This window comes from Pseudomonas sp. PDM18 (assembly GCF_014852585.1).
Taxonomy (GTDB): domain Bacteria; phylum Pseudomonadota; class Gammaproteobacteria; order Pseudomonadales; family Pseudomonadaceae; genus Pseudomonas.
Genome location: NZ_JACVBX010000005.1, coordinates 1 through 16804 on the forward strand (window position 1 = coordinate 1; position 16804 = coordinate 16804).

The 16804-nt window shown below is 65.8% G+C and carries 14 protein-coding genes and 1 pseudogene; 6 read left to right on the forward strand and 9 right to left on the reverse strand.

The window, feature by feature from the left end; all coding sequences use genetic code 11:
- Window positions 1-299 precede the first annotated feature (299 nt).
- The 3 genes and pseudogenes from IB274_RS30115 to IB274_RS11965 form a co-directional block, all read left to right on the forward strand.
- Window positions 300-1388, forward strand: a pseudogene (locus IB274_RS30115) (methyl-accepting chemotaxis protein); the annotation flags it as partial.
- A gap of 153 nt (window positions 1389-1541) precedes the next feature.
- The gene (locus IB274_RS30120; protein ID WP_412548422.1) at window positions 1542-2246 is read left to right on the forward strand and encodes a methyl-accepting chemotaxis protein; all 705 of its coding nucleotides are present in this window, start codon (window positions 1542-1544) and stop codon (window positions 2244-2246) included.
- A 100-nt stretch (window positions 2247-2346) separates the two neighbouring features.
- A complete protein-coding gene (locus tag IB274_RS11965) occupies window positions 2347-2775 on the forward strand; it encodes a UPF0158 family protein (protein WP_192432173.1) in 429 nt (142 codons plus the stop codon).
- 130 nt (window positions 2776-2905) lie between these two features.
- Here IB274_RS11965 and IB274_RS11970 read toward each other — a convergent pair whose 3' ends face one another.
- From IB274_RS11970 to mexA, 3 genes are read right to left on the reverse strand one after another with little or no spacing between them, the layout of a single operon-like run.
- A complete protein-coding gene (locus IB274_RS11970; RefSeq protein ID WP_192432175.1) occupies window positions 2906-4354 on the reverse strand; it encodes an AdeC/AdeK/OprM family multidrug efflux complex outer membrane factor in 1449 nt (482 codons plus the stop codon).
- Window position 4355: 1 nt separating this feature from the next.
- Complete coding sequence (locus IB274_RS11975; RefSeq protein ID WP_192432177.1) at window positions 4356-7496, reverse strand: efflux RND transporter permease subunit; 3141 nt, start codon at window positions 7494-7496, stop codon at window positions 4356-4358.
- A 15-nt stretch (window positions 7497-7511) separates the two neighbouring features.
- Window positions 7512-8669, reverse strand: a complete 1158-nt coding sequence (gene mexA, locus IB274_RS11980) for a multidrug efflux RND transporter periplasmic adaptor subunit MexA (RefSeq protein ID WP_192432179.1) — start codon at window positions 8667-8669, stop codon at window positions 7512-7514.
- A gap of 270 nt (window positions 8670-8939) precedes the next feature.
- Here mexA and IB274_RS11985 point away from each other — a divergent pair, with 270 nt between their 5' ends.
- Complete coding sequence (locus tag IB274_RS11985) at window positions 8940-9374, forward strand: MarR family winged helix-turn-helix transcriptional regulator (protein ID WP_192432486.1); 435 nt, start codon at window positions 8940-8942, stop codon at window positions 9372-9374.
- 51 nt (window positions 9375-9425) lie between these two features.
- On the opposite strand, the gene IB274_RS11990 is transcribed toward IB274_RS11985, so the two are convergent.
- From IB274_RS11990 to IB274_RS12000, 3 genes are all read right to left on the reverse strand, one after another.
- On the reverse strand, window positions 9426-10001 hold the full coding sequence (locus IB274_RS11990; protein ID WP_192432181.1) for a YceI family protein: 576 nt from the start codon (window positions 9999-10001) through the stop codon (window positions 9426-9428).
- 28 nt (window positions 10002-10029) lie between these two features.
- Window positions 10030-10584 carry a cytochrome b gene (locus tag IB274_RS11995; RefSeq protein WP_192432183.1) on the reverse strand — a complete coding sequence of 185 codons (555 nt, stop codon included), beginning with the start codon at window positions 10582-10584 and terminating at the stop codon, window positions 10030-10032.
- Window positions 10585-10760: 176 nt separating this feature from the next.
- On the reverse strand, window positions 10761-12251 hold the full coding sequence (locus IB274_RS12000) for a flavin monoamine oxidase family protein (RefSeq protein ID WP_192432185.1): 1491 nt from the start codon (window positions 12249-12251) through the stop codon (window positions 10761-10763).
- Window positions 12252-12443: 192 nt separating this feature from the next.
- On the opposite strand from IB274_RS12000, the gene IB274_RS12005 reads away from it, so the two are divergent.
- Both IB274_RS12005 and IB274_RS12010 read left to right on the forward strand, forming a co-directional pair.
- Window positions 12444-13847 carry an adenosylmethionine--8-amino-7-oxononanoate transaminase gene (locus IB274_RS12005; protein ID WP_192432186.1) on the forward strand — a complete coding sequence of 468 codons (1404 nt, stop codon included), beginning with the start codon at window positions 12444-12446 and terminating at the stop codon, window positions 13845-13847.
- A 65-nt stretch (window positions 13848-13912) separates the two neighbouring features.
- Window positions 13913-14632, forward strand: a complete 720-nt coding sequence (locus IB274_RS12010; RefSeq protein WP_192432188.1) for a 16S rRNA (uracil(1498)-N(3))-methyltransferase — start codon at window positions 13913-13915, stop codon at window positions 14630-14632.
- Between the two features lie 162 nt (window positions 14633-14794).
- Here the strand turns inward: IB274_RS12010 and IB274_RS12015 are convergent, their stop codons facing one another.
- The 3 genes from IB274_RS12015 to IB274_RS12025 form a co-directional block, all read right to left on the reverse strand.
- Window positions 14795-15406, reverse strand: a complete 612-nt coding sequence (locus tag IB274_RS12015; protein ID WP_192432190.1) for a LysE family transporter — start codon at window positions 15404-15406, stop codon at window positions 14795-14797.
- Between the two features lie 74 nt (window positions 15407-15480).
- Window positions 15481-16281 (reverse strand): AraC family transcriptional regulator, encoded by an 801-nt coding sequence (locus tag IB274_RS12020; protein ID WP_192432192.1) that lies wholly within the window; start codon window positions 16279-16281, stop codon window positions 15481-15483.
- A gap of 7 nt (window positions 16282-16288) precedes the next feature.
- Window positions 16289-16804, reverse strand: a complete 516-nt coding sequence (locus IB274_RS12025) for a chemotaxis protein CheW (protein ID WP_225614838.1) — start codon at window positions 16802-16804, stop codon at window positions 16289-16291.

Sequence of the window (16804 nt, forward strand, 5' to 3'; positions counted from 1 at the left end):
CGTGGGTGGGGGAAGTCTCCTACCGTCTGGCTTGCAGAAGCGGGTCTTGTCCCTCCACCCCCGACAGGTTCCTACCCTAACGCCATACAAGCGGGCCATGCCCGCGATCGCGCGCATGGCGCGCTCCTACAAACAGTCCAGGCGCACGCGGCAAAAAACCGCCTTCAGTTTCTCAAACTCCCGCCGATAGCCTCTGACGCACGAAGATGCGTCCAGACAACTGCCCTCGCCTCCGATCTTTCGTTGTTGCCCGCCACGGGCCGTCGATCCCGTGGCGACGCCTGCCTGGAGTATTCGACATGTACGATTGGCTAGTAGTACAGCTGGGACGCCTGAACGTCAGCCTGAAGCTGGTGGTGGGCTTCGGCATCCTTCTCTTCCTGACCTTGCTGGTGCTGCTCAGCGGCCTGCACAGCCTGGACAACCAGGCCGGGCGCGGCGAGCAGATGGCGACCATCACCGAGCTCAACGACCTCAGCCAGCAGGCCAACCTCGCGCGCCTGCAATTCGAGCTGGGCGGTGACCGCAGCCAGGCCGAGAAGGTCGAGCAGCACAGCACGAAGATGCTGGAGCTGATCGAGCAGCGCCTGAAGGGCAGCGACATCGATGCCCGCCAGCTGGAGGCCGCGCGCCAGGCAGTCAGTCAATACCGCGAAGCCTTCAGCGCCCTCACCCGCGCGGTGGACCAGCGCACCCAGGCCCGCAGCACTCTGGTGGGCAGCGCGCAGAGCGCCCTGCAGGCCTTCGAGGCACTGGACAAGCAACTCTTCGACCTGCTCGCCGAACAGCCCGGTGATGCCCAACTGCTGCACAGCGCCCAGGCCGTTGGCCAGCTGCATCAGCAATTGCTGGTGGTGCGCTACCAGGTGCGTGGCTATGTCTTCGAACAATCCGCCAGTGCCGAACAGGCTGCCTTTGCCGCCTTCGACAAACTGCGCGACAGCGGCGCAGCCCTGCAGAACCAACTGCCGGCCAGCGCCGCCGACGGCCTGAGCTCTGCGCTGAAGGACCTGCAGAACTACCGCAGCGGCATCGAGCACTTCTGCGATGGCGTGAACGCTACCGTCCAGGCGCGCAAGGGCCTGAACGGCGCGAGCGAAGCGCTGCTGGCGGCCAGCGACCGCCTCTACGACGACACCCTGAAACGCAACGAGGCGGAAACTGCCGCCGCCAAGGCCCGGCAGATTCTCATCGCCATTCTGGCGCTCGCCTTCGGCATGCTGTCCGGCTGGGCCATCAACCGCCAGATCGTCCGCCCGCTGCACGAGGCCCTGGAGCTGGCCGAGCGCATCGCCCAGGGCGACCTCTCGCAGGGCCTGTCGCGCGATCTCAACCTGCAGCGCAGCGACGAGTTGGGCCAGTTGCAGCGAGTGATGCTGCGCATGCGCGAGAGTCTGTCGCAGCTGCTCGGCCACATCGGCGGCAGCGTCAGCCAGCTGGCCACCGCCGCCGACGAACTCTCCGCCGTCACCGAGCAGACCCGCGCCGGAGTGAACAGCCAGCGCGTGGAGACCGAGCAGGTCGCCAGCGCCATCCATGAAATGGCCGCTACCGTGCAGGAAGTCGCGCGCAACGCCGAGCAGGCGTCCGCCGCTGCCCAGCTGGCCGACCAGCAGGCCCGCCAGGGCGATCAGGTGGTGCAGGACGCGGTGAACCAGATCGACCGCCTGGCCACCGAGGTGGATCGCTCCGCCGAGGCCATGGAACTGCTGCGCAAGGAAAGCGAGAAAATCGGCAGCGTGCTCGACGTGATCAAGTCGGTGGCCGAGCAGACCAACCTGCTGGCACTCAACGCCGCCATCGAGGCCGCCCGTGCCGGCGAGGCCGGGCGCGGGTTTGCCGTGGTCGCCGACGAGGTGCGCGGCCTGGCCCAGCGTACCCAGTCTTCCACCGCCGAGATCGAGGGCCTGATTGCCGGCCTGCAACGCGGCGCCCAGGAAGCGGTAACGCGCATGGATGACAGCCGCCGCCTGACCGGCAGCTCGGTGGAGCTGACCCGCCGCGCCGGTGAGGCGTTGGGCGTGATCGCCCGCACCGTGGCCGACATCCAGGGCATGAACCTGCAGATCGCCTCCGCCGCCGAGGAGCAGAGCAGCGTCGCCGAGGAGATCAACCGCAGCGTGGTGCAGGTGCGCGAGATCGCCGACCAGTCCGCCGCCGCCAGCGAGCAGACCGCCAGCTCCAGTACCGAACTGGCGCGCCTGGGCAACGAGCTGCAACTGCAGGTGGGCCGCTTCCGCCTGTGAGGCACGTATCGGTCGGTGCACCCGCACCGGCCGACAACGGCAGGACAGTTGTCATGCGCATGGCGTAGGATCGGTCACTCGCCATATAGGGAGAGTGACCATGCGCCCGCTGACCATCGACCTCGACGAACTGGCCTTCGCGCTCGACACCCAGGGTATCGATCACTACCTCGACCTGTTCAGTGGCCAGGTGCTGCTGATTCCCGAAGAAGACCCCGACCCGGAGTTGGCCGAGCTGCTGCACCGCGAGCCGGAACGCCTACTGCCCATCGACCCGCTGAGCAGCGGCCAGTCGCTGGACCTGATGCGCGACTTCCTGCGCGAAGTGTCCGAACCCCACGCCTATTCCGCCCTCGCCAACGCCATCGAGGGGCGCAAGCCGTTCAAGGCTTTCCGCCATGTGCTGATGGGTTACCCCGAGCTGCTACAGGCCTGGTACGTCTACCAGGGAGAACGCCTGCGCGAATGCGCGCTGGACTGGCTGGCCGACAACCAGATCCAGCCGGCCGGACGCAGCGCGATGCTGTAGTCCGCAGGTTCGCGAGCATCGAGGCAACCCGTAGGGCGCATAACGCCTAAGGCGTTATCCGCCGCCAACACGGCGCACCAACGAAAACGCCGCCCCGAGGGGCGGCGTTGTTGTTTCCAACCGAAGAGGATCAGCCCTTGGGCGCCTCGCTGGAGATCGGCTTGGCTTGCGCCGCCGTCGCCTGCCAGCCGCCGCCGAGGGCCTTGTACAGGTTGACCTCGCTGGTCAGCTGGTTGAGGCGGTCGGTGATCAGCTGCTGCTGGGCACTGAACAGCGAGCGCTGCGCATCGAGCACGGTGAGGTAGTTATCCACACCGGTGCGGTAGCGCTTGTCGGCCAGGCGGTAGTACTCGCTGGTGGCGTCCACCAGCGAGCGCTGCGCCTGCAGCTGCTCATTGAAGGTACCGCGTGCGGCGAGGCCGTCGGCAACCTCGGAGAAGGCCGTCTGGATGGCTTTCTCATACTGCGCCACGTTGATGTCCTTCTGCACCTTGGCCAGGTCCAGGCTCGCCTGCAGGCTGCCGGCGTTGAAGATCGGCAAGGTGATCGAAGGCTTGAACAGCCAGCTGCCGGAGCCGCCGTCGAACAGACCGGACAGGTCCGGGCTGAGGCTGCCGGCGTTGGCGGTCAGGCTGATGTTCGGGAAGAACGCCGCCCGCGCCGCGCCAATGTTGGCGTTGGCCGCCTTGAGCTGGTGCTCCGCCTGGAGGATGTCCGGGCGGCGCTGCAGCAGATCGGAAGGCAGGCCCGCCGGCACCGTGGCCAGCAGCTCGTCGGACAGCTGGCGGCCCTGGGGCAGATCGCCCGGCAGGCCGGAGCCCAGCAGCAGGACCAACGCGTTCTGGTCCTGTGCGACGAGACGGGTGTACTGCGCCAGGGTAGCCCGCGCGCTTTCCACCGAGGTCTGCGACTGGCGCAGGTCCAGGGCAGAGGCGACACCGACTTCGTAGCTGCGTTTGGTCAGGTCGTAGCTCTTCTGGTAGGTAGCCAGGGTGTTGCGGGTCAGCTCCAGTTGGGCCTGGTCGGCGCGCAGCGTCAGGTAGGCGTTGGCGACGTTGGCCACCAGGCTGGTCTGGGTGCTGCGACGGGCCTCTTCGCTGGCGAAGTAGGTTTCCAGCGCCTGGTCACGCAGGGCACGCAGGCGGCCGAACAGGTCGAGCTCCCAGGAGGTAACGCCCAGGGTCGCGCCGTACTGGCTGCTGATCATCGAGCTACCAGTGGTCGACAGGTCGGCCGGCAGGCGCTGGCGGGAGCCGGTGATGCTGGCGTCCACCGCCGGGAACAGGTCGGCCCGCTGGATGCGGTACTGCGCCCGGTAAGCTTCGATGTTCAGCGCGGCGACGCGCAGGTCGCGGTTGTTTTCCAGCGACACTTCGACCAGTCGCTGCAGTTGCGGGTCCTTGAAGAACTCGCGCCAGCCGATGTCGGCACCGGCCGTGGCCGGCTGCCCCGCATCGTAGGCTTCGCCCTGCGGATAGGCCGCGGCCACGGGCGCCTCGGGGCGCTCGTAGTCGGGGATCAGCGAGCAGCCGGACAACACGCCGGCTGCTATCGCGAGGGACAGTAAGGACTTTCTCATATCAATGCCCCTTCTCGGTGGATTCCTGCTCCTTGGACGCCGGGTCCTTGAACAGGGTACTGACCACCACATAGAACAACGGCACCCAGAAGATCGCGAGGACGGTCGCGGTGACCATGCCGCCGATCACGCCGGTACCGATCGCGTGCTGGCTGCCCGAGCCTGCGCCGGTGGAAATCGCCAGCGGCAGCACGCCCAGGACGAAGGCCAGGGAGGTCATGATGATCGGGCGCAGACGCATCCGGCACGCCTCGATGGCCGCCTCGACGATGCCCTTGCCCTGCTCGTGCAGTTCCTTGGCGAATTCGACGATCAGAATCGCGTTCTTCGCCGACAAGCCGATGGTCGTCAACAGCCCCACCTGGAAGAACACGTCGTTGGACAGGCCGCGCATGGAGGTCGCCAGCAGCGCACCGATGACGCCAAGCGGCACCACCAGCATCACCGAGAACGGGATCGACCAGCTCTCGTACAGCGCCGCCAGGCAGAGGAACACCACGATCAGCGACAGGGCATAGAGGGCGGGGGCCTGCGAACCGGACAGGCGCTCCTCGTAGGACAGACCGGTCCAGGCATAGCCGACGCCCTTGGGCAGTTGCTTGACGATGTCCTCGACCGCCGCCATGGCCTCACCGGTGGAGCGGCCCGGGGCCGGTTCACCGAGGACTTCCATGGCCGGCACGCCGTTGTAGCGCGCCAGCTTCGGCGAGCCATAGCTCCACTCGCCGGTAGCGAAGGCACTGAACGGCACCATCTCGCCGGCGCTGTTGCGCACGTACCACTTGTCCAGGTCTTCCGGGCTCATCCGCGCATTCGGCCGGCCTTGCAGGTAGACCTTCTTCACCCGACCGCGGTCGATGAAGTCGTTGACGTAGTTCGAGCCCCAGGCGATGGAGAGGGTGCTGTTGATGTCCGCCAGCGAGATACCCAGCGCACTGGCCTTCTCGTCGTCGATCAGCAGCTTGTACTGCGGTTCGTCGTTCAGGCCGTTGGGACGCACGCGCTGCAATACCGGGTTCTGCGCGGCCAGGCCGAGGAACTGGTTGCGCGCCTGCATCAGCACTTCGTGGCCGACGCCGGCCTGGTCCTGGAGGAAGATGTCAAAGCCCACGGCGTTACCCAGTTCGAGTACCGCCGGCGGGGCGAAGGCGAACACCATCGCGTCCTTGAAGCTGAAGAAGTGCATCTGCGCACGCTGGGCCAGCGCGAACACGCTGTTCTCCGCACCAGGACGCTCTTCCCAGGGCTTGAGCATGATGAACGCCATGCCCGAGCTCTGGCCGCGGCCGGCGAAGTTGAAGCCGGTCACGGTGAACACCGAGGCCACCGAGCTGCTTTCCTTGTCCAGCAGATACTCACGCATGGAGTCCACCACCACCTGGGTGCGCTCGGCGGACGAACCAGCCGGGGTCTGCACCTGGGCGAACAGCACGCCCTGGTCCTCGTCGGGGAGGAACGCGGTCGGGATGCGGGTGAACAGGTAGATCATGCCGCCGAGGATCAGCACGTACATCAGCAGGTACGGCACGCGGTGCTTGAGGATCGAGGTGACACCGCGCTCGTAGCCGTGGGTGGTGGAGAGGAACGCACGGTTGAACCAACCGAAGAAGCCGCGCTTGTGTTCGCCGTGGTCGCCCTTCTCGATGGGTTTGAGCATGGTGGCGCAGAGCGCCGGGGTCAGCACCAGGGCCACCAGCACCGACAGGGCCATGGCCGAGACGATGGTGATGGAGAACTGGCGGTAGATCACCCCGGTGGAGCCGCCGAAGAAGGCCATCGGCAGGAACACCGCCGAGAGCACCAGGGCGATACCCACCAGCGCGCCCTGGATCTGGCCCATGGATTTGCGCGCGGCTTCCCTGGGTGACAGGCCTTCCTCGGCCATCACCCGCTCGACGTTTTCCACCACCACGATGGCGTCGTCCACCAACAGGCCGATCGCCAGCACCATGCCGAACATCGTCAGGGTGTTGATCGAGAAGCCGAAGGCGGCGAGTACGCCAAAGGTGCCCAACAGCACCACCGGCACGGCAATCGTCGGGATCAGCGTGGCGCGGAAGTTCTGCAGGAACAGGTACATCACCAGGAACACCAGCAGGATCGCTTCGCCCAGGGTCTTCACCACCTCATGGATGGAGGCGGAGACCACCGGGGTGGTGTCGTACGGGTAGACGATCTTCATGCCCTGCGGGAAGAACGGCTCCAGGGTACTCAGGGTCGCGCGGATCGACTTGGCGGTGTCCAGCGCGTTGGCGCCGGTGGCCAGCTTGATCGCAATACCCGAGGCCGGCTTGCCGTTGAACTGGGCGTTGATGCTGTAGTCCTGGCCACCCAGGGCGACGTCGGCGACGTCCTTCAGGCGAACCTGGGAGCCGTCGGCGTTGACCCTGAGCAGGATGTCCTTGAACTGCTCGGCGCTCTGCAGGCGGGTCTTGCCAATGATGGTGGCGTTGAGCTGCTGCCCCTTCACCGCCGGCAGGCCGCCCAGCTGGCCGGAGGAGATCTGCACGTTCTGCGCCTGGATCGCCGTCTTCACGTCGCCCGGCGTCATCTGGAAGCTGTTGAGCTTCGCCGGGTCGAGCCAGATGCGCATGGCGTACTGCGAACCGAACACCTGGAAGTCGCCCACACCAGCAGTCCGCGACAGCGGGTCCTGGATGTTGGAGACGATGTAGTTCGACAGGTCTTCCTTGGTCATGCTGCCGTCTTCGGAGACGACGCCCACCACCATCAGGAAGTTCTTCACCGCCTTGGTCACGCGGATGCCCTGCTGCTGGACTTCCTGCGGCAGGAGCGGTGTGGCCAGCTGCAGCTTGTTCTGCACCTGGACCTGAGCGATGTCAGGGCTGGTGCCCTGGTCGAAGGTCACGGTGATGGTCATGCTGCCGTCGGAGTTGGATTCCGAGGAGATGTAGCGCAGATGGTCGAGACCGTTCATCTGCTGCTCGATCACCTGCACCACGGTGTCCTGCACCGTCTCGGCGGAGGCGCCCGGGTAGCTCACCTGAATGGCGATGGCCGGCGGCGCAATGGCCGGGTACTGGTTCACCGGCAACTTGAGGATCGACAGACCGCCCGCCAGCATGATCACCAGGGCGATCACCCAGGCGAAGATGGGCCGGTCAATGAAAAACTTCGACATTACGAATCCCCTTGATTAACCCTGCTTGGCCGGTTGAGCGGCGGCGGGCTTGTCGGCGGCACCCGCGGTGGGCGCCACGTTCTTCGCGGGTACGGCCTTGGCCTGGGCGCCCGGCTGGACATACTGCAGGCCTTCGGTGATCAGGCGGTCGCCGGCTTTCAGGCCATCGCTGACCAGCCAGTAGGCACCGACGGTGCGGTCAGCCTTGATGGTGCGCAGCTCGACCTTGTCCTCGGCATTGAGCACCAGTGCGGTCGCCATGCCACGGAAGTCACGGGTCACGCCCTGTTGCGGCGCCAGGATGGCCTGCTTCTTGATGCCCTCTTCCAGCTGCGCATGGACGAACATGCCCGGCAGCAGCTCCTTGTTCGGGTTGGGGAAGATGGCGCGCACGGTCACCGAGCCGGTGCCCTGGTCAACCGAGACCTCGGAGAACTCCAGCTTGCCCTCGACGGGGTATTCGGAGCCGTCTTCCAGGTACAGCTTGACCTTGGCGGCGTTGTCGCCGGCCTTCTCCAGCTGTCCGGCGGCCAGCTCGCGGCGCAGGCGGATCAGCGACGTGGAGGACTGGGTGACGTCGACGTAGATCGGGTCCAGTTGCTGCACGGTGGCCAGTGCGGTGCTCTGGCCGTTCTGCACCAGGGCGCCTTCGGTCACGTTGGAGCGGCCGATGCGGCCGGAGATCGGCGAGTAGACCTTGGTGTAGCGCACGTTGATCTGCGCGCTGTCTACAGTGGCCTTGGCCTGCAGGTAGGCAGCCTGGGCGTCGGCGTACTGCTGCTTGCTCACTGCCTCGTCCTTGACCAGTTCCTTGTAGCGCTCGGCCTGCTGCTGGGTGGATACCAGGTTGGCCTGGGCGCTCTGCAGCGTCGCCTGATAGGTGGCCGGGTCGATCTGGTACAGCTGCTGGCCTTCCTTGACGTCACTGCCTTCCTTGAACAGGCGCTTGAGGATGATGCCGTTCACCTGCGGGCGAACCTCGGCAATGCGATACGCGGTAGTACGGCCCGGCAGTTCGGTGCTCAGGGTGACTTCCTGCGGCTGCAGGGTCACTACACCGACCTCGGGGATCTGCTTCTCCTGCGGCGCCTGGGCTTTGTCGCAGCCGGCAAGAGTGGCCATGGCGACGAGCAGGGCCGGGACCAGGGCGCGCATGGCTGGCTTTCGTTGCATATCGTTGTCCTCGTGAGCAAAGCATCCGGTTTGGCTGTGGGCTTGCCGGTCCGGAAAAGCTGGCAAAAATACTTACATTCAGCGGTGTTTGTAAACGTCCGAAAGCCCTGAGGGAAACCTACTGAAACGTTTTAGCCAAAAGCTGATATCGCAGTAGGTTTCCCGCAAGGCAGTCGCGGCGGCGTACAAAGTTGATAACATCAACTAAAATACGAAAAAATGGTTGAGCCAATCAACCTGATTTACACAACACTTACCGTGACCGAGCCGATGACCCACAGCGTGAATCCCGACCTGCCGCAGACCCTGATGAAGGTCCTCGACCACTTGCGCGAGAGCCTCCAGGACCAACTGTGCGCGGAGGGCATCGATCTCACGCCGCCGGATATCCGCCTGCTCGAACTGATCGGTGCCGATGCCGGCCAGAGCCTGCAGAGCCTCGGTCGCAAGATGTGCCGCGACAAGGCGCTGGTAACCCGCAAGATCCGCGAGATGGAGACACTGGGCCTGGTGCGGCGCGAGCGCAACCCTGACGACCAGCGCAGCTTCCAGCTATTCCTTACCGAAACCGGGAGCCGCATCGACGAGCGCACCCAGGCCATCCTCGCACGCACCCATGACAGTCTCTTCGCGCCGCTGGACGACGAGGAACAACTCACCCTCACCCAGCTCCTGCGGCAGTGCCTGCAGGGGCACGCGGACTGACCGCACAAACGAAAACGCCGGCATTAGCCGGCGTTTTCGCAATCCTGCGTCTTACTGACGCACCCCTTCTACCGACAAGGTCAGCTCGACTTCCTGGGAAGCCGGGCCGAGATCGCGCTGGATGTTGAAGTCCTTCAGCTTGAGGGTGGTGCTGCCGAGGAAGCCGGCACGGTAGCCGCCCCACGGGTCATCGCCCTGGCCGATCAGTTCAGCCTTGATGGTGACCGGCTTCGTCACGCCGTTCAGGGTCAGGTTGCCGGTGATCTCGGCATTCTTGCCATCGGCCTTCACGCCGGTGGATTCGAAGGTCGCGGTCGGGTTCTTCGAGACGTTGAGGAAGTCCGCGCTGCGCAGGTGCTTGTCACGCTCGGCGTGGTTGGAGTTCACGCTGTTGGTGTTGATGGTCACCTTGACCTTGTCGGCGGACGGGTTCTTCTCGTCGAAGGTGAAGGCACCGTCGAAGTCGTCGAAGCGGCCGTACAGCCAGCTGTAACCCAGGTGCTTGATGCGGAACTCGATGAAGGCGTGCTGGCCTTCCTTGTCGATCTTGTAGTCTGCGGCCATGGCCTGGCCAGCGGAGAACAGGGCGGTACCCAGCGCCAGAGCGGCGAACGTCTTCTTCAGCATTGAAGCAATCTCCCTTTGGGGTGAGGTGTTATTTCGCGGCACGGCCGAGCATGCGCACGAGCGTCGCATCCCGGTCGAAGAAATGGTGTTTGAACGCCGCCAGGGCGTGCAGCACGGCCAGCACCACGAGGGTCCAGGCCAGGTAAAGGTGGATGGCGCCGGCGATATCGGCCTGGCCGGTGATGCCGCTCAGGGTGGCAGGCACGTCGAACCAGCCGAATACGCTGATGGGCTTGCCTTCTGCGGTGGAGATCAGGTATCCGGCGATGATCACCGCGAACAGCAGCGCGTAAAGCGCCAGGTGGCCGAGCTTGGTGGCGAGGCGGGTCATCTGGCCGTGGTTGGCCGGGGTCGGCGGCGCCGGGCTGATGAAGCGCCACAGAACGCGCACGATGAGCGCGATGGCCAGGAGGATGCCGATGCTTTTGTGGATTTCCGGCGCGCGGTGGTACCACGTGTCGTAGTAATCCAGCTCACGCATCCACAGTCCCAGGCCGAACAGGCCGAAGATCACCAGCGCACTGCCCCAATGCAGGAACAGGCTGACCAGTCCGTAGCGAGCAGGGGAATTACGCCATTGCATCGATCGACTTCCTTGAAAACGGGAATTCAAGACTAGCGGTTAATCCATCGAAGAAAAGCAGAAAAATCTGCTTTGAAACATCGACTGACAAGATAGGTCAGGGTCTGAAACACCCGTCCCAGAGCCAGAAACGACAATGCCGGCTTTCGCCGGCATTGTGGATGGAACGGGTGCGATCAGAACGGCAGCCAGGACATGATGCCCTTCTTCTCGCCCTTGGCATCGGCCGGCTTTTCGCTGGCCGCCGGCTTGTTGTCGGCCACCAGGGACGCGCCTTCGAGCACCGGCGTCTTGCCGGCGTAGAGGTCGCGGACCTGGCTGGCGGCACGCTTGCCGCTGCGCAGGGCGCCTTCGATGGTGCCCGGATAGAGCGCATCGGTGTGCTCGCCGGCGAAGGCCACGCGGGACACCGGGGTCTCCCACACACGCCAGAAGCGGCTGATCTGGCCCGGGCCGAAGGCCAGGTAGGAACCGCCGGTGCCGGCGTCGGTGCTGTAGCGACGCATTTCGTAGCCGTCGTAGGCGCCGCGCATCTTCGGGTAGTACTTGTTCATGCGGATCAGCACCTGCTCGGAGAGCTGGCGGTCACCGAAAGCCTGCATCACGCGGGCGTTGTCGCCGGACAGGTTGATCAGCACGTTGGCGCCGCCCTTGGTCGCAGGCTCGACCCAGATCATGCCCAGGCCCTGGTCGCTGTAGATCTCGCCGGACAGGCGCGACTTGTCGTCCCACACCGGGCGCTTGAACTTCATCAGGATCTGGTCGCGCCAGCCGTAGTTGGTGCCCTTGAGGGCCGCCAGCTGCTTCTCGTTCAGGCCCGGAGTCAGGGTGATGTTGCCCAGGGCGCGCAGCGGTACGGCCAGCACCAGGTAGTCAGCGGTATAGCCGGTGGGGCCGACCTTGACGGTCACGCCATCCTTGTCCTGGCTGATCGAGGTGACCTTGGCGTTGGTCTTGATGGTCTTGATCTGCTTGACGAAGGCCTGGGCCAGCACCTGGCTGCCGCCGGGCAGACGCGACGCGCGCAGATCACGGTCGTCGACGCCGCGGTACACACGGCCCTGCTGGGCAAGGTAGAGCAGCGACAGGCGCGACGGTTCGTCGTAATGCGAACGAATGCGTTGGTTGACCAGCAGGCGCGCGGTCGGCGACAGGTTCAGCTTGTCCAGCCAGCGCGCGGCGGTGAGCTGGTCGAGGGCGAACAGGGTCTTGTTCGCCAGCGGGTTGAGCGGGTCGTCGATGGAGGCGGACAGCTCGTTCAGGGACTTCTCGAAGCGCTCGAGGTCCGCGGCGACGGCCGGCATCTTGGTCTTCAGGTCGGCGCTGGTGTAGTAGACGCCGTCGATCAGGTAGCTCGGGGTACGGACGAACTCCGGTGCCGGCACCGAATTCACCTTCAGGGTTTCCAGGTAGCCGTTGAGGGTCGGCTGGACCTTCTTGTTGCCGATCCACTCGCTGGTGGCCAGGCCCGAACGCCCACCCACCTGCGGCTTGGCTTCGAGCAGGGTGACCTGCCAGCCCGCCTGCTGCAGCTCGTAGGCTGCGGAAAGACCGGCGAGACCGCCGCCGACCACGATGGCGGTCGGTTGTTTGTCCTTGCCCAACGCCACTACGCTGAACACCCCCAGAGCAAGCAACGCGGCAGCGCGCAGCCATCCCATTTTCATCGCCAGACTTCCCCGAATTGGTGCAAAGGCGCGAAGCATACGTGAGCGCCGGAAAGCCGAATAGCCGTGTTGGTCGGCTGCCCGCAACATGTGCCGTGGGACGCATCCTTGTTCATCTCAGGTGCATTGAATAGGCTTGCCCGATCCGGGCGAGTCGACCGTCTGACGAGCCATCATTTCAAGGAGCAGACCATGGGCCTGAACGCCGAGTGGATGCAGCGCGATCTCGAGGTGCTGTGGCACCCCTGTACCCAGATGAAAGACCACGAGCGCCTGCCGGTAATCCCGATCCGCCGCGGCGAGGGCATCTGGCTGGAGGATTTCGAAGGCAAACGCTATATGGACGCGGTCAGCTCCTGGTGGGTCAATGTCTTCGGCCACGCCAACCCGCGCATCAACCAGCGCATCAAGGACCAGGTCGACCAGTTGGAGCACGTGATCCTCGCCGGCTTCAGCCACCAACCGGTGATCGAGCTGTCCGAGCGCCTGCTGCGCCTGGCGCCGGCCGGCTTCTCCCGCGTCTTCTACGCCGACAGCGGCTCGGCCGGCATCGAAGTGGCGCTGAAGATGAGCTACCACTACTGGCACAACCTCGGCCAGCCGGAAAAGAAGCGCTTCATCACCCTGACCAACAGCTACCACGGCGAAACCGTGGCGGCGATGTCGGTGGGCGACGTCGCGCTGTTCACCGAGACCTACAAGTCGCTGCTGATGGACACCATCAAGGTGCCGACCCCCGACTGCTACCTGCGCCCCGAAGGCGTGAGCTGGGAAGAGCACTCGCGGACGATGTTCGCCGCCATGGAGCAGGCGCTGGAGCAGCACCATACAGAAGTCGCGGCGGTGATCGTCGAGCCGCTGGTGCAGGGCGCCGGCGGCATGCGCATGTACCACCCGGTCTACCTCAAGCTGCTGCACGAGGCCTGCGACCGCTACGGCGTACACCTGATCCACGACGAGATCGCCGTCGGCTTCGGCCGCACCGGGACGATGTTCGCCTGCGAACAGGCCGACATCACCCCCGACTTCCTGGTGCTATCGAAGGCGCTGACCGGCGGCTACCTGGCGATGAGCGCAGTGCTCACCACCGACACGGTCTACCAGGCCTTCTACGACGACTACGCCACCCTGCGCGCCTTCCTCCACTCGCACACCTACACCGGCAACCCGCTGGCCTGCGCCGCCGCCTTGGCGACCCTGGACATCTTCGAACAGGACAACGTCATCGAGGCCAACAAGGCCCTCGCCGCAAAAATGGCCAGCGCCACCGCGCACCTGGCCGACCACCCGCACGTCTCGGAAATCCGCCAGACCGGCATGATCCTCGCCATAGAGATGGTTCAGGACAAGGCCAGCAAGACGCCCTACCCGTGGCAGGAGCGCCGCGGCCTGAAGGTCTTCCAGCATGGTCTTGCGCGCGGCGCGCTGCTGCGCCCATTGGGCAGCGTGGTGTACTTCCTGCCGCCGTACATCATCACCCCCGAGCAGATCGACTTCCTTGCAGAGGTCGCCAGCGAAGGCATCGATATTGCCACCCGCGACAGCGTGAGCGTGGCGGTCAGCGAACGCTTCCCCGAGCATCGCGATCCGGGCTGATCGGCTACAAGCGGCAGGCCGAAAGCTTTAAGCTTGCCGCTTTCCCCCATCAGTTCGACATTGCCATGCGCCTTTCCCGCTTCTTCATTGACGCCCCGCTCTCCCTCGGCCAGCACGAACTGCCCGAAGCCCAGGCCCACTACATCGGCCGCGTGCTCCGGCACACGGTCGGCGACGCCGTGCAGCTGTTCGACGGCTCCGGCCAGGAATACCTGGGCGAACTGATCGAGGTCGGCAAGAAGAACGTCCGCGTGGAACTGCGCGAAGTCTTCGCCGGCCAGGCCGAACCGCCGCTGCGCGTGCACCTGGGCCAGGGCCTGTCCCGCGGCGAGCGCATGGACTGGGCGATCCAGAAGGCCACCGAACTGGGCGCCAGCGAAATCACCCCGATCGTCAGCGAACGCTGCGAAGTGCGCCTGAAGGACGAACGCGCCGACAAGCGCATGGCCCACTGGCGCCAGGTAGCGATCAGCGCCTGCGAGCAATGCGGCCGCTCGGTGCTGCCGGTGCTCAACGCGCCGCTCACCCTTGCCGAATGGCTGGCGAGCTGCGAGGCGCAACTCAAACTGGTGCTGCACCCAGTCGCCGAACCACTGAGCAGCCATGACAAGCCGGCCAGCCTGGCCTTCCTGATCGGCCCGGAAGGCGGCTTGAGCGATGCGGAAGTGGAACAGGCCAAGTGCGCCGGATTCCATGCCGCGCGATTGGGGCCGCGGGTGCTGCGCACCGAGACTGCTCCGGTGGTTGCGCTGAGCGTGGCGCAGCAGCTTTGGGGTGATTTCTAGAGCCTCTGCGCTTGAAGAGCCCGTCTCCCTGAGGGAGAGGGGACTGTCCTCAGCAAGATGAAACCTAACCATCAGCCGGCACATTCGGCTCCCTCTCCCTCTGGGAGAGGGCTGGGGGAGGGTAAACCGACGGCGCCGATGTTAGGCGGGTTCGCGAGCGAATCAGATTCCCCGCAACGCCAACCCCGCCAGCACCAGCAGTACCAACCCGCACAACGCATGGCTGACCCGGTGCCAGCGCGGTGAGGCGTTGCGCCGCAGCCAGTCCACCAGTGCCGCGCAGAGGAAGCAGCAGAGCACCGAAGCCGTCATGAAGCCGGCGAAGAACACCAGCGAGTCCGCCAGCGACGGCACGCCGTTCACCAGTCCGGCCATGGCACCGCCCAGCGCGCCCCAGTAGACGATGTTCTTCGGGTTCGACAGCGACAGCATGGCCCCAGACGCGAAAGCCCCGGCGTTGTGCTCGCCGCTATCGCCCTCCTCCGCCAGGCCAACCTGGCGAGCATCCAGCAGGCTCTGCACACCCAGCCAGGCCAGATAGGCCGCGCAGGCCAGTGTCAGGGGCAGGCGCAAGGTCTCGTGGCCCAGCAGCAGCGCCAGCCCGGTGAGGCCGATCAGCGCCCACACCGCGTCGCCGATCAGCGAGCCGAACTGCACCAGCAGCGCCGGGCGAAAGCCGCCCTTGAGGCCCCGGCGCAGGGTTTCGGCGAGCACCGCGCCGGGGGACAGGCAGAAGACGATGCCGAACAGCAGGGCGGCGAAGAACAGGGTCATGGATCAGCTCTCGAACAGGATGGCGATGGTGTGATTCTGCCTGGACGAAGGCCGCCGCACTTGAACCGGATTGCTCAGCGCAGGGCGCGCTGGAAGTTTCCCGGCGAGACGCCATAGGCGGCGCGGAAGTGCCGGTTCAGGTGGCTCTGGTCGGCGAAGCCCAGTGTGTGCGCCACGTCGGTGGCCGGCAGCCCCGCGCGCAGCAACGCCTGGGCGCGCCGGGTGCGCAGTTGCATGGCCCACTGCCGCGGGCTCAGGCCGACCTGCTTCTGGAAGCTGCGCAGCAGGTGGAAGCGCGACAGGCCGAGATAAGTCGCCATTTCATCGAGGCTGGGTTGTCGCGCCAGATCGGCGGCCAGCCACTCCTGCAGGTCGGCAATCCGGCCACCGTTCCCGGTAGCCTCCTGCGGCAACCGCACGCCCATGGCGCGGATGATCTCGGCCAGCAGCAGCGTCAGGCGTTCCTCTCCGTGCAGGCGAACGAAGGCGTCTTCGCCCAGCGCGCGCTCCACGGCATCGGCCATGGCAGCGGCCAGGACGGGCAGGCGGTCGGTGGGGCGTTCGAACTCCAGGCGTTGCAGTCCCAGCATCGCGGCCAGTTGGTCTGGCGCAACGTAGAGGCTGACGAATTGCCAGGGCTGGCCTTCGTCGACGCCGCCGCCCTGAATCTGCCCGGGGTTGTAGGCGGTGATGGCGCCGGGGCCGGCGTCGAAGGTGCGGCCATCCAGCCACACGCTTTCCTCGCCGTGCAGGTTGGCGCTGATGACGAATTCGTCGTGGCTGTGGCGTTCGAAACGGTGGCCGCCGAGGGTGGCGCCGGCGACCTCGAAGCCGGGTTGCCCCCCGAGCTGGGCGAGGCGCAGACCGGCGGTCATGGCGGGCTCAGATCAGGCCGGAGTCGGCCAGCTTCTGCTCCAGCGCGGCCAGGTCGGGGATGCGCGCCTGGGCGTCTCCCAGGTCCACCGCGTCCAGCTCCAGCGGCGCCAGCGGCACGTCGGCGCGCTTGAGGTCGCTGCCGACCTTCACCGAACGCGGGATGCCCTGCACCAGCAGGGCGAAGAACTTCACGTTGGGCCGCCCGCCGAGGGCGTTGACCACGATCACCCGCGCGCCGGGGCTGACTTCGGCCTGGCCGTCGGAGGCCGCCTCGAAGGACAGCAGCGGCAGGCGCAGGTCGCGCCAGGCCACCTGGCCGAGGTACCAGGAAGGCAGGCCGTCCACCGGGTGCGGGGCACGGTAGGTGATCAGCTCGGCCACCGCCACGTTGGGCAGCAGCAGGTTACGGTCGGCCAGCGGCACCAGCAGCGCGGTCAGGCTGTTGGGAGCGGCGTTGGCCGCGGCACCATTGGCAACGGCGGTATTGGCAACGCCGGCATTGGCGACGGGAAGATCACTCAT

Coding starts and splice junctions, on each gene's coding strand:
- IB274_RS11990 (WP_192432181.1), bottom strand. CDS start 10,001: ATGCTGAAGAAGACGTTCGCCGCTCTGGCGCTGGGTACCGCCCTGTTC.
- IB274_RS11975 (WP_192432177.1), bottom strand. CDS start 7,496: ATGTCGAAGTTTTTCATTGACCGGCCCATCTTCGCCTGGGTGATCGCC.
- IB274_RS11985 (WP_192432486.1), top strand. CDS start 8,940: ATGACCCACAGCGTGAATCCCGACCTGCCGCAGACCCTGATGAAGGTC.
- IB274_RS12005 (WP_192432186.1), top strand. CDS start 12,444: ATGGGCCTGAACGCCGAGTGGATGCAGCGCGATCTCGAGGTGCTGTGG.
- IB274_RS30120 (WP_412548422.1), top strand. CDS start 1,542: ATGGCCGCTACCGTGCAGGAAGTCGCGCGCAACGCCGAGCAGGCGTCC.
- IB274_RS12015 (WP_192432190.1), bottom strand. CDS start 15,406: ATGACCCTGTTCTTCGCCGCCCTGCTGTTCGGCATCGTCTTCTGCCTG.
- IB274_RS12010 (WP_192432188.1), top strand. CDS start 13,913: ATGCGCCTTTCCCGCTTCTTCATTGACGCCCCGCTCTCCCTCGGCCAG.
- mexA (WP_192432179.1), bottom strand. CDS start 8,669: ATGCAACGAAAGCCAGCCATGCGCGCCCTGGTCCCGGCCCTGCTCGTC.
- IB274_RS11970 (WP_192432175.1), bottom strand. CDS start 4,354: ATGAGAAAGTCCTTACTGTCCCTCGCGATAGCAGCCGGCGTGTTGTCC.
- IB274_RS12025 (WP_225614838.1), bottom strand. CDS start 16,804: ATGAGTGATCTTCCCGTCGCCAATGCCGGCGTTGCCAATACCGCCGTT.
- IB274_RS11965 (WP_192432173.1), top strand. CDS start 2,347: ATGCGCCCGCTGACCATCGACCTCGACGAACTGGCCTTCGCGCTCGAC.
- IB274_RS12000 (WP_192432185.1), bottom strand. CDS start 12,251: ATGAAAATGGGATGGCTGCGCGCTGCCGCGTTGCTTGCTCTGGGGGTG.
- IB274_RS12020 (WP_192432192.1), bottom strand. CDS start 16,281: ATGACCGCCGGTCTGCGCCTCGCCCAGCTCGGGGGGCAACCCGGCTTC.
- IB274_RS11995 (WP_192432183.1), bottom strand. CDS start 10,584: ATGCAATGGCGTAATTCCCCTGCTCGCTACGGACTGGTCAGCCTGTTC.